Annotated in this window: 14 protein-coding genes, 1 tRNA gene and 1 pseudogene; 8 read left to right on the forward strand and 8 right to left on the reverse strand. The window is 66.2% G+C overall.

Features of this window, described 5'->3' with window-relative positions:
* Position 1: 1 nt before the first annotated feature.
* The 4 genes from ACLQI9_RS09395 (at position 2) to ACLQI9_RS09410 (ending at position 3,121) form a co-directional block, all read left to right on the forward strand.
* Positions 2–1,096: an ABC transporter ATP-binding protein gene (locus ACLQI9_RS09395; RefSeq protein WP_442383280.1), complete on the forward strand. Its 1,095-nt coding sequence runs from the start codon at positions 2–4 to the stop codon at positions 1,094–1,096.
* A gap of 2 nt (positions 1,097–1,098) precedes the next feature.
* Positions 1,099–1,782, forward strand: coding sequence for an ABC transporter permease (locus ACLQI9_RS09400; protein WP_442391548.1), 684 nt, complete (start codon positions 1,099–1,101; stop codon positions 1,780–1,782).
* A complete protein-coding gene (locus tag ACLQI9_RS09405) occupies positions 1,779–2,519 on the forward strand; it encodes an ABC transporter permease (protein WP_442383276.1) in 741 nt (246 codons plus the stop codon). Before ACLQI9_RS09400 ends, ACLQI9_RS09405 begins: the two co-directional genes overlap by 4 nt.
* Before the next feature lie 74 nt (positions 2,520–2,593).
* Positions 2,594–3,121, forward strand: coding sequence for a putative glycolipid-binding domain-containing protein (locus tag ACLQI9_RS09410; protein WP_442383297.1), 528 nt, complete (start codon positions 2,594–2,596; stop codon positions 3,119–3,121).
* Here ACLQI9_RS09410 and ACLQI9_RS09415 read toward each other — a convergent pair.
* Positions 3,090–4,028, reverse strand: coding sequence for a prephenate dehydrogenase (locus ACLQI9_RS09415; RefSeq protein ID WP_442383295.1), 939 nt, complete (start codon positions 4,026–4,028; stop codon positions 3,090–3,092). The genes ACLQI9_RS09410 and ACLQI9_RS09415 overlap by 32 nt on opposite strands.
* A gap of 142 nt (positions 4,029–4,170) precedes the next feature.
* Between ACLQI9_RS09415 and ACLQI9_RS09420 the strand changes: the two genes are divergently transcribed.
* From ACLQI9_RS09420 to ACLQI9_RS09430, 3 genes are all read left to right on the forward strand, one after another.
* Entirely contained in the window at positions 4,171–4,683 is a 513-nt protein-coding gene (locus ACLQI9_RS09420; RefSeq protein WP_442383274.1) for a tRNA adenosine deaminase-associated protein, read from the forward strand.
* Entirely contained in the window at positions 4,680–5,138 is a 459-nt protein-coding gene (locus ACLQI9_RS09425) for a nucleoside deaminase (protein WP_442383272.1), read from the forward strand. The genes ACLQI9_RS09420 and ACLQI9_RS09425 overlap by 4 nt, the downstream gene beginning before the upstream one ends.
* A 29-nt stretch (positions 5,139–5,167) precedes the next feature.
* Positions 5,168–5,258, forward strand: a tRNA-Ser gene (locus ACLQI9_RS09430).
* Between the two features lie 38 nt (positions 5,259–5,296).
* Here the strand turns inward: ACLQI9_RS09430 and ACLQI9_RS09435 are convergent.
* Positions 5,297–5,431, reverse strand: a complete 135-nt coding sequence (locus ACLQI9_RS09435) for a hypothetical protein (protein ID WP_442383270.1) — start codon at positions 5,429–5,431, stop codon at positions 5,297–5,299.
* Between the two features lie 265 nt (positions 5,432–5,696).
* Here ACLQI9_RS09435 and ACLQI9_RS09440 point away from each other — a divergent pair.
* Positions 5,697–5,861, forward strand: a pseudogene (locus ACLQI9_RS09440) (SUMF1/EgtB/PvdO family nonheme iron enzyme); the annotation flags it as partial.
* 4 nt (positions 5,862–5,865) lie between these two features.
* Here the strand turns inward: ACLQI9_RS09440 and pstS (ACLQI9_RS09445) are convergent.
* The 6 genes from pstS (ACLQI9_RS09445) to ACLQI9_RS09470 all read right to left on the reverse strand — a co-directional run.
* Positions 5,866–6,969, reverse strand: a complete 1,104-nt coding sequence (pstS, locus tag ACLQI9_RS09445) for a phosphate ABC transporter substrate-binding protein PstS (protein WP_442383268.1) — start codon at positions 6,967–6,969, stop codon at positions 5,866–5,868.
* A gap of 295 nt (positions 6,970–7,264) precedes the next feature.
* Positions 7,265–8,191, reverse strand: coding sequence for an NHL repeat-containing protein (locus ACLQI9_RS09450; RefSeq protein WP_442391550.1), 927 nt, complete (start codon positions 8,189–8,191; stop codon positions 7,265–7,267).
* A gap of 30 nt (positions 8,192–8,221) precedes the next feature.
* Positions 8,222–9,643: an FAD-dependent oxidoreductase gene (locus ACLQI9_RS09455; protein ID WP_442391552.1), complete on the reverse strand. Its 1,422-nt coding sequence runs from the start codon at positions 9,641–9,643 to the stop codon at positions 8,222–8,224.
* A gap of 85 nt (positions 9,644–9,728) precedes the next feature.
* Positions 9,729–10,817, reverse strand: coding sequence for a phosphate ABC transporter substrate-binding protein PstS (gene pstS / locus ACLQI9_RS09460; protein ID WP_442383293.1), 1,089 nt, complete (start codon positions 10,815–10,817; stop codon positions 9,729–9,731).
* Positions 10,818–10,841: 24 nt separating this feature from the next.
* Positions 10,842–11,138 (reverse strand): DUF3349 domain-containing protein, encoded by a 297-nt coding sequence (locus ACLQI9_RS09465; protein ID WP_442383262.1) that lies wholly within the window; start codon positions 11,136–11,138, stop codon positions 10,842–10,844.
* Between the two features lie 67 nt (positions 11,139–11,205).
* Positions 11,206–11,504: arsenate reductase/protein-tyrosine-phosphatase family protein (locus tag ACLQI9_RS09470; protein ID WP_442391554.1), on the reverse strand; the 299-nt coding region annotated here is incomplete at its 5' end.

Here is an 11,504-nt window from a genome sequence, read left to right on the forward strand (position 1 = left end):
CTTGATCAGCTTCGACAACGTCTACAAGGTCTACGCCGACGGCACCGTCGCCGTCGACAACCTGAACCTGGAAGTGCCCGAAGGCACGCTGACCGTTTTCGTCGGTCCGTCGGGCTGCGGCAAAACCACGTCGATGCGGATGATCAACCGAATGGTTGAGCCGACGTCGGGCACCGTCATGGTCGACGGCGCCGACGTCGCAGCCGTCGACCCGGTGCAACTGCGGCTGGGCATCGGCTATGTGATCCAGGGCGCGGGCCTGATGCCCCACCAACGGGTGATCGACAACGTGGCGACGGTGCCGGTGCTCAAAGGTCAATCGCGCCGGTCGGCCCGAAAGGCCGCCTACAACGTGTTGGAGCGCGTCGGTTTGGATGCCAGGTTGGCCACCCGATATCCCGCGCAGCTGTCCGGCGGCGAGCAGCAGCGTGTTGGCGTAGCCCGGGCGCTGGCCGCCGATCCGCCGATTCTTTTGATGGATGAGCCTTTTTCGGCTGTGGACCCGATAGTCCGCTACGAGCTGCAGCGCGAAATACTGCGGCTGCAAGCCGAATTGCACAAAACCATCGTGTTCGTCACGCATGACATCGATGAGGCCGTCCGACTCGCCGACCGGGTCGCGGTGTTCGGTCCGGGTGGTTCGCTACAGCAGTACGAGGAGCCCGCGCGGCTGCTGTCGCGTCCGGCCAACGATTTCGTGTCGAGGATGATCGGTGCCGGTCGTGGCTATCGGTGGCTGCAGTTTCTGGACGCGACCCGACTGCCGGTGCACGACATCGGCCAGATCGCCGAGTCCGCCATCGGGGACGCGCAATTTCGCGACGGCTGGACACTTGTCGTCAGGGCCGATGGCGCGCCGTTGGGGTGGATCGACGCCGGCGGCATGCGCAAGCACCGCGGCGGCGCCTCGTTACTCGACAGCGTGACGTCGGTCGGCTCACTCTTCCGCCCGGGCGCCAACCTGAGCCAGGCACTGGATGCCGCGTTGTCGTCGCCGGCAGCGATGGGTGTGGCCGTCGACAAGGCGGGCAAGGTCATCGGGGGAGTGCGGGCCGGCGATGTGTTGGCCGTGTTGGAATCCCAGCCGCAGGACTAGGCGTGCATTACCTGGTCACTCACCTCCCGGCGGCGTGGATGCTGACCGTGATCCACCTACGGCTGTCACTGGTGCCGGTGCTGGCCGGCCTGGCGATCGCGCTGCCGTGGGGAGTGCTGGCGTGGCGCAGAGCCCTGCTGCGAAGGCTGACCACGGTGACCGCCAGTGTGGTATTCACCATCCCGTCGCTGGCGCTGTTCGTGGTGTTGCCGCTGCTCATCCCGACCCGGATCCTGGACGAAGCCAACGTCATCGTCGCGCTGACGCTCTACACCACGGCGTTGATGGTGCGGGTGGTGTTCGAGGCCCTGGACGCGGTGCCACAGCAGGTGCGTGACGCTGCCAGCGCGATCGGCTACCGGCCAATCACGCGACTGCTCAAAGTTGATCTGCCACTGTCGATTCCGGTACTGGTCGCCGGGCTGCGGGTGGTCGTGGTGACCAACATCTCGATGGTCTCGGTGGGCGCGGTGATCGGCATCGGCGGCCTGGGCACCTGGTTCACCGAGGGCTACCAGGCGAACAAGAGTGACCAGATCGTCGCGGGGATCATCGCCATCCTGATGCTTGCGTTCGTCGTGGACATGCTGATCCTGCTGGCCGGACAGCTGGCGACGCCTTGGGCTCATGCGTCGCGCCCCGGCCGCCGGCTGTTGATGGCTCCGGTGGTAGGGGGTTCGCGATGAGCTTCGTCGGGCAAGCGCTGTCCTACCTGTTCACCGCCGCCAACTGGGCCGGCCCGGTGGGACTGGCGGCCCGCACTGTGGAGCACTTGGAGTACACCGCCGCGGCGGTAGCGGTTTCGGCGCTGGTTGCCATCCCGGTCGGCTTGATCGTCGGCCATACCGGCCGCGGCACGCTCGTGGTGGTGAGCCTGATCAACGCGCTGCGCGCGCTGCCGACGCTGGGTGTGCTGCTGTTGGCCGTGTTGCTGTGGGGGCTGGGTCTGGTGCCGCCGATTGTGGCGCTGATGCTGCTGGGCATCCCACCGCTGCTGGCCGGCACCTATGCCGGCATTTCCGCCGTGGACCGCACCGTCGTCGACGCCGCCCGCTCGATGGGGATGAGCGAGCTGCGGGTACTACTGCGCGTCGAGGTGCCCAACGCGCTGCCGCTGATGTTGGGCGGGCTGCGCACCGCGACGTTGCAGGTGGTCGCAACCGCGACGGTGGCTGCCTATGCCAGCTTGGGCGGGCTAGGGCGATATTTGATCGACGGCATCAAGGTGCGCCAATTCCACATCGCCCTGGTCGGTGCGCTGATGGTGGCTGCGCTGGCGTTGATGCTGGACGCCGCGCTGGCGTTCGCGATCTGGGTCTCGGTGCCCGGTACCGGTCGGCTGCGCCGGAAGCCGCCGAACGACTCCAACGTGACGGAATACGCCTCGAAATCACCGGGGCCGTCGCCTAACGTAGACCCGTGAGCCCAGCCCCAACGGAAGCGACGTCGAGCTCCTGGTCGGCGATCTTGACCTGGCGCGCGCACGACGCCAGGCGGATGGAATCGGTACGAGTGCAGTCGTCTGGCAAGCGAATCAAGGCCAACGGCCGCATCGTGGCCGCTGACTCTGACACCAACCCGGCGTTCGCTGCCTATTACGACCTGCAGACCGACGAGACCGGCGCGACCAAACGACTCGGGATGACGGTCACACTGGCCGAGCGGGAGCGGCAGCTTGCCATCGCCCGCGACGAGGAAAACATGTGGCTGGTCACCGACCATCAGGGCGAGTCGCGGGCAGCCTACGACGGCGCGCTCGACGTCGATGTCGTGTTCAGCCCGTTCTTTAACGCGCTGCCGATCCGCCGCTGCGGCCTGATGGAGCGAGCCGACTCGATCACGGTGCCGACGATTTACGTCAGACTGCCGCAGATGTCGGTGTCCTCAGCAATGGTCAGCTACAGCAGTGCGGCGCCGGGAGCTGGCGAGGGAATCAAGGTGCACTCGCCGGTGTCCGAGACAAGGCTGACCGTCGATGCCGACGGGTTCATCGTCAACTATCCAGACTTGGCAGAGCGGATCTGATCACCCCGCCGGCCCGGCCCGCGGCAGCCAGCTCTTCGCGCCAATTCTCGGCGCCGACGAACACCGTGACGATCTCCGGCCGCGAAAAACTGTCGTAACGCGTCCGGGCGGCATGCCCGGCCTCGGCAAGCTCGGCGACAGATTTGTTGTGCGCCAGCGCCTCCCGGGCACTGGCAAGTAATTCGACGGCCCGGTCCACTGCCGGCAGCAATTGGCCCGCGTTGGCTTCGCACATGGCCCGCACCAGATCCGGCGCGCTGCCCGCCACCCGCGTGCCGTCCCGGAAAGACCCCGCGGCCAGTGCGAAGGCCAGCGGGACTTCCGAAGCGGTGACCGCCAGTGCTTCGGCCAGCAGATGTGGCAGATGTGAGATCGCGGCGGCAGCGGCGTCGTGTTCGTCGGATCTGGCCGGCACCACCACCGACCCGCAGTCCAGCGCCAGCTCCATCACCATCGACCAGACCGCAGGGTCGACGTGGTCGTCCACGCTGATCACCCACGGCGCCCCAGTGAACAGCCGGGCATGGCCGGCGGCCCAACCCGAGTGCGCGGTCCCCGTCATCGGATGCCCGCCGACGAAGCGCGCCTGCAGACCGGCCGCTTTGACCGCATCCAGTACCGCGCTTTTGACGCTGGTGACGTCGGTGAGCGGGCAGTCGGGGGCCGATTCGCTGATGTGGGTGAGCAGCATCGGCAAGGCCGGCATGGGCACGGCGAGCACGATCAGCGCGCCGCTATCGGCGGCGCGGGTCAGCACGTCGGTGAGGTCGGTAGTGGCATCGAAGCCGTCGAACCGGGCCGCCTGGGCCCCTTCGACCGAGCGGTTGTAGCCGAAGGCCTGGCGGCCGGCTGCCGTTGCCGCACGCAGTATCGAGCCCCCGATCAGCCCCAGGCCCAGCACGCACACCGGTGTCTTGAAAACAGGACGAGCCATCCCACAAGGTTGGCACATTCGCCGGAAGGGTCGGCCCCGATGGGCGGCCGACGCGACGCCGATCTGCTGGTCATGTGCTGGTCAACGGGCTCCAGCGGGACTAGCGTAGGCGCCCATGGGAGCACAGCGCGCTTCCGCGAAGGCGGATACGCCGGACGGATTCGGCGTGGCCGTCGTGCGCGAGGACGGTAAATGGCGCTGTTCTGCCATGCGGCCAAAAGCCCTGACCAGCTTGACTGACGCCGAAACCGAACTGCGCGAGTTGCGCAGCGCCGGCGCGGTTTTCGGGCTACTCGACATTGACGACGAGTTCTTCGTGATCGTTCGGCCGGCCCCTTCAGGAACCCGGCTGTTGCTCTCGGACGCCACCGCGGCACTGGACTACGACATCGCCGCCGAAGTGCTGGACAACCTGGACGCCGACATCGATCCGGAGGATCTGGAGGACGCCGACCCGTTCGAGGAGGGTGACCTCGGCCTGCTCTCCGATGTCGGGCTGCCCGAGGCGGTGCTGGGCGTCATTCTCGACGAGACCGATCTATATGCCGACGAGCAGCTGGGCCGCATCGCGCGGGAGATGGGCTTCGCCGAGGAACTGTCGGCGGTGCTCGAACGTCTCGGACGTTGAGGTCCGACGAGGACCTGATCCGTGCTGCGCTGGCGGTCGCCGCTACCGCGGGTCCACGTGACGTCCCGGTGGGTGCGGTGGTGGTCGGCGCCGACGGAACCGTGCTGGCCCGCGCGGTCAATGCCCGCGAGGCGCTGGGTGATCCGACCGCACACGCCGAGATCCTGGCCATGCGGGCCGCCGCCGGTGTGCTTGGCGACGGTTGGCGGCTGGCCGGAGCGACGCTGGCGGTCACCGTCGAGCCGTGCACGATGTGCGCGGGCGCGTTGGTGATGGCGCGGGTCGACCGCCTGGTGTTCGGGGCCTGGGAGCCCAAGACCGGAGCGGTCGGTTCGCTGTGGGACGTGGTTCGCGACCGTCGGCTCAACCACCGCCCCGCCGTCCGCGGCGGGGTGCTGGCCGAGGAATGCGCCGCCCTGCTGGCGGCCTTCTTCGCCCGCCAGCGATTGGGGTAAGCACCCCGGCGTTGGGTAAGCTGTCCGGCGGTGGCGTGTCCGAGCGGCCTAAGGAGCACGCCTCGAAAGCGTGTGACGGGTAACCCCCGTCCGAGGGTTCAAATCCCTCCGCCACCGCCATTTCTGTCCGGAGCGTTTACGCAGTTAAACCGCCATTTTCATGGTTGCTGCGGGCCGTCGTAGGCCTCGTGTGCCCACATTTTGCCCACATTTTCACGTGAATACCGGCGATGCAGAGTCATCGCGACGGCGTCGAGATCGTCGTCGAAGAGGTCCGCATCCGCTACAGCCAACTCAGGCCCTCACACCGGCGTCACTGCGGGTCGCCGCGGCGACAACAACCATCATCCCTTCCAGTCCGTCCAATATTCACGGACGTAGCCAGCCGAGATTGGACGATGTCGTCCAAATTCACGAACAGACTGCGTCCCGATTCCCGCTCGGCGTGGAGGTGGAGTCCAGTACATGGTCACGTGGTATCGGCAATCGGATTAAAGCGCGTCGCATAACTTTTGTTGAGGTGTCCGGGGCCGTCCGCGGTCGTCATACCCTGAAGTCGTGCTCACCGAGCTGGTTGACCTACCCGGCGGCTCATTCCGCATGGGCTGGACGAGCTCTTACCCGGAAGAGGCGCCGATCCATCCCGTGGCCGTGGGTTCCTTCTGGATGGAGCGGTGTCCGTTGACCAACGCGCAGTTCGCCGAATTCGTTGCCGCCGCAGGCTGAGTCAGGTGATGGCGTCGACGGCGCTTGAGACTTTTGATTGGAAGTCGGGCGGCAGCGGGATGTAGTCGTGCTTGTCGAGGTCGACCTGGCCCGGGCCGAGCGTCGCCTGCAGGAACGCCTTGACCGCCTTGGCGACGTCGGGGCTGGGGTATTTGGAGCAGACGATCTCGTAGGAGGCCAAGACGATCGGGTAGACGTCCTCCTGGCTGGGGTTGTAGAACGAGGAGAGGTCGAGCACCAGGTCGTTGCCTTTACCGACGATTTTAGTGTCGGTGATGGTCTTGCCGGCCGAGTTGGTGCCGATGCGTACCGGGCGTAACGACTTGCGGCTTGCCGGGGTTGTGATCTCGGCGACGAAAAGCCCCTGCTGGAGGGCAAAAGACAATTCGTTGTAGCTGATCGCGCCCTCGGTGTTCTTCACCGTCGCCGAGGTGCCTTCGTTGCCGGGGGCGCCGGTGCCGACGCCGCCGTTGAACGTCTTGCCCGTGCCTTTATCCCAGGCTCCGCGGGATGCGGCCTGCAGGTAGGCCAGGAAGTTGGCGGTGGTGCCGGATGCGTCGCTGCGGTAGATGACGTGGATGTCCTCTGGCGGCATGGATGCGTTGAGCGCGGTGATGGCCGGGTCGTCCCAGCGCCTGATGCTGCCGTTGAAGATCTTGGCCAACGTGGGCGCGTCGAGCACCAAAGAGTCGACCGCGTTGAGGTTGTAGGTGATGGCCACCGGGCCGAATACCACCGGCAGATTCCAGGCATCGGAGCCGCCGCAGCGCTGCTTGGCGGCGGCGTATTGGTCGCCGGACAGTGGTGTGTCCGATCCGCCGAAATCGGTCTTGCCGGCGAGGAAGTCGCTGATTCCGGCGCCCGAGCCGTTGGCGGTGTAGTCGAGTGTCTGGCCGGGGCAGGCCTTGCGGTAAGCGTCGATGAACCGGGTCATCGCGTTGGCTTGCGCGGTCGAGCCGCTGGCGGTTAAGGCTTGCTTGCCGCCGCACTCCAGCGGGGCCCCGTTAACATAGACCTGGGTCGTGTGGGGGCTGGTGCATGCCGAGAGCACCAGGGCACCCGCGGCCAGCAAGCTTATGGCGACACCTGGTCGGTTGTGCTTCACGTTGATTGCCTCCTTGAGAACAACAGACGGTGAGATGGGCCCGCTGCGTGCCGCCGATGACCGAAGTTGGATGTGGTGTGGGGCAGGGCGATAGACCTCTGTGCGTTCGGGTGGCTAGTTGGGGGGCGCGCTGACATGGGTGGTGGGTGTTTGTGGTTGGTCGTCGAGCTGTGCTGGAGGACCCATTGCCTGGCCGGCGGTTTGGGCGGCGTCCCAGGGTGATCCTGGCGGCGGGGTACGTCCTAGCCATCGTGGCGTGTGGAATTCCCGCTCGGTGCGGTGGCTTCGCGATGCGTTATCCCGCCGCCAGTTTCAGCACCCGCCGCTTGTGAAAGTCGGCGACGTAGACGTTGCCCACCATGTCCACAGCCACACCCGCGGGATCGGCTAGCCTCGTGAACGGCAGCACCGCCTGAGCGGTGGCCCCCACCGCCAGCTTCAGCACCCGGCTATTGCCCCGGTCGGCGACATAAACATCACCGGCCCTGTCGACCGCGATACCCCCAAGGCCGTTGAGCCCCGTGAACGGCAGGACCGCCTGGGCGGTGGCCCCCACCGCCAGCTTCAGCACCCGGTTGTTGCCGCCATCGGCGACGTAGACATCACCGGCGCTGTCCACCGCCACACCATCGACGTACTTGAGATCGCTGAACGCCAGCACCCCGTGGGCAGTCGCCCCCACCGGTAGCTTCAGCACCCGTGGGTTGCGGTAGGAGGACTCGCCGACGTAGACGTCACCGGCGCTGTCCACCCCCAGACCCTTGGGGTCATCGAGATCGGTGAACGGCAGCACGGCCGGTGTCGTGGAGCCCGCCGCCAGCCTGAGCACCCGGTCGTTCTCGTTATCGGCGACGTAAACATCGCCCGCGCTATCCACCGCCACACCTGCGGGGTAGGCGGTCATAACGCTTGGATTGTCAGGGCTGGGCGCTTGGATCGGCAGCACGGACTGGGTGGTCGAACCCGCCGCCAGCCTCAGCACCTGCCGGCCGAGTTCGTCGACGACGTAGACGCCACCGGCGCTGTCCACCGCCACGGCGGTAGGTCCCTTGAGACCCGTAAACGGCAGTTCGGACTGCGGCGATTTGTGATTGTGGCGTGCGATGAGGACCGAGATCCCCACGACCGCCGTAACGATGGCGACGAGCACCACGACACCGGCGACGAGAGCGATCTTGGTGCGCGGCCTATCTAGTGATCGATTGAACTTCTTGATGCGCATGTGTAGGACTCGATTCTGCACGGACGTTAGCTAGCTGGTTAGGGATCGGGCCGTGGCGGGCTGGTGTTGGCGCACCCATGCTTGGGCTGCCATTTGGGTTGCGTCCCAGGGCGACCCGAGTGGCGGAGTGTAGGACAGGTCGAGCTCGCCAAGGCTGTCGACAGTCATCTCGTGAAAGAGGGCGGTGGCATAGGTGTCGACGCGTTTGGCGATTTCGGCGCTAAGGTGTCCCACGAGTTGGGCGCCAAGGAGGCGACCGCTGTGCTGGTCGCCAGTGATGCGGATGTGGATGGGGGTGGCGCCTGGGTAGTAGGCTTTGTGGTCGTCTGGACTCGATTGGCTGGTGACAGGCGTCCAGCCGAGGTTCGCGGCGACGGCTTCGTGTTCGCGGAGGCCGACGCGGGCGGCGACGAGATCGAAGACCTTGACGACTTGGGTGCCCAGGCTGCCCGCGAAGTGGGCGTGGCCGCCGAGCGCGTTCTCACCGGCCACGCGGCCTTGTTTGTGCGCGGTGGAGCCCAGCGGCAGCCAGGTAATGCCGAGCAGCCGGTGGTGGGTGTGCACGCAGTCGCCGGCCGCGAAGATGTCCGGCAGGTTGGTACGCATCGCTTCGTCGACAACGATGGCGCCTTTGACGCCGAGGTGGGCGCCGGAGTCGGCGGCGAGTTCGGTGTCGGGGCGGACTCCGACAACGGTGAGGACGAAATCGACTGTGCGCGAGACGGGTTGGCTGTGATGGCTGGCGGTGACGGTGAGTGCGCCGGTGGCCGTGCGGGTGATGGCGGTGACAGCGGTGTGGGTGAGGACTTCGACACCGTGGCGTTCCAGCTCGGCGTGCACAAGGGCGCCGAGTTCGGGGTCGACGGTGGGCAGAACCTCGGGCAGCGCTTCGATCTGGGTGACCTGGATGCCGTGGGAGGTGAGGGCTTCAGCCATCTCCAGGCCGATGTAGCCGGCACCGACGATGACCGCGGTGGCGGGGTTGCGTTGCTGCAGGGAGTCCATGACAGCGAAGGTGTCCCCCATCGAGTGCAGCAGGTGCACCCCATCGGCGGGGCCGAGCGCGTCGGGGCCGCTGAGCCCGTGGATGGGTGGGCGGGCACTGAGGGCGCCAGTGCCCATGATCAGGGCGTCGTAGAACAGCTGCTGTGGGGCTCCGGTGGAGTCGAGGACGTCGAGGGTGTGCACCTCGACATTGATGCCGGTGGCGCGGGTGTCGGTGAGCACCCGCATGCCCGTGGCGGCCAGGTCGGCGGCGGTGCGATGGGCCAGGTTGGTCCAGTGGGTGACTTCACCGGAGACGTAGTAAGGGATGCCGCAGATGGAGAAGTTGGGATAGGCGTCGGCGACGACCACCGTGACATCGGTGGTGGGGTCGAGTTCGCGTGCGCGCAGCGCCGCGCTGATGCCGGCATCACTGCCGCCGATAGCGACGATATGACGAGCGGTCATGCGGGTTTGGCTCCTGATGTGTCGTGGATGCTGGGGTGGCGGTGCAGCGCTGCGCCGCTTGGATTCGGGCGATGAGTGCGACGAGTCAGCTGATGGCGTTGATGGCGCTCAGCACTTTCGACTGGAACTGGTTGGGCAATGGGAAGTATCCGTAGTCCTCGAGGTTGACCTGCCCTGGCCCGACGGTGGACTGCAGAAACGCCCGCACCGCCGCCGCAGTCTGCGGGTCGGTGTATTTCGAGCACACCAGTTCGTAGGTCGCCAGCACGATCGGGTAGGCGCCGGGCTGGGTGGGCTTGTAGAACGACGAGATGTTTAACACCAAGTCGTTGCCCGGGCCCGCGATAGTCGCGCCAGCGATGGCCTTGCCGACCGTGTCAGCGTTGATCGCCACCGGATGCGGCCCGGCCGAGGTCACGATTTTGGCTGCGAACAGCCGCTGCTCCGCGGCGAACGACCATTCGTTGTAGGTGATCGCACCCTCGGTGTTCCTGACCGCCTCCGACGTGCCCTCGTTACCCGGGGCGCCCTGACCGACGCCGCCATGGAACGTCTTACCCGCACCTTTGCCCCAGGCACCGTTGGAGGCGGCGTCGAGATAGCGCTGGAAGTTGTCGGTGGTTCCCGACTCGTCGCTGCGGTACACCATGTGGATGGCCTCAGAGGGCATCGATTCGTTGAGTGCCGTGATCGCCGGGTCGTCCCATCGGGTGATCGTGCCGTTGAAGATCTTCGCCAGCGTCGGGGCGTCGAGTACCAGCGTGTCTTTGTTGAGGTTGTAGGTGATCGCCAGAGGGCCGAACACCACGGGTAGATTCCACGCGTCCGAGCTGCACCGCTGCTTGGCCTTGCCGTACTCGTCTCCAGCTAGCGGCGAGTCCGATCCACCGAAATCGGTTTGACCTGCCAGGAATTCACTCACCCCGGCACCTGAGCCGTTCGAGGCGTAGGTCAGATTGCTTCCAGGGCAGGCCTTTTGGTAGGCGATGATAAACTGGGTCATCGCATTGGCCTGCGCGGTAGAGCCGCTGGACTTCAACGACTGCTTGCCGCCGCAATCCACCTTCGTCGAGCTCGCGTACGGGGGGGTTGATTTTTCGCTGGCGCATGCCGAAAGCACCAGCACCGTGGCAGCCAGCAAGCTCAGCGCAGCGCAAGATCGCTTCGATGAAATGCGCATGGTGGTTTCCTCCGGTCGTCAGTGCGATGTGCTGGTGCTGGGTGGTGTTGGGGGCAGTGCGTGGGCGACGGTCCGTATCTGTGCCTGGGTGGGTAGCCGGTCGGTGGCTTTGGTGATGGCGACCTTGATGTCGGTGGTGTCTGCGGGCGCGCCGTCGAGTTCATCGACGATGTGTTGGATTTGTCGTGGCGTTAGTGCCATGGGGCCGAAGAGTGCGATCAGCGGCGAGTAGCCGGTTGGGGGCGCCTCGTCGGGGTAGCCGGAGCGAAGCCAGCCGATGACCGATCGCAAGGCGCCGCTAATACGCGTCAGCACGGCTGTGCCGCCGCTTGATGGGTGTGGGAGGCCACCGGACAGGTGGGAGCGCGGTTCGGATGCGCGGTTATGCATGGATGCGGACTTCCAGGTCGGTGAGCAGGTGGCGCACACGGCGTCCGATCTCGTCGCGGATTGGCCGCACGCCGTCGATGTCTTGGCCGGCGGGGTCCTCGAGGACCCATTCCTCGTAGCGGCGCCCTGGGAAGATCGGGCAGGCATCGCCGCAGCCCATGGTGATGACGACATCGGCGGCTTGCACGATCTCGTCGGTCCAGGGTTTGGGATATTCGCCGGAGATGTCGATGCCACGCTCGGCCATGGCCTCGATGGCGGCCGGGTTGACCTCGTTGCCGGGTTCGGAGC

Origin of the sequence: Mycobacterium sp. (assembly GCF_052143115.1) — a bacterium.
Lineage (GTDB): Bacteria > Actinomycetota > Actinomycetes > Mycobacteriales > Mycobacteriaceae > Mycobacterium.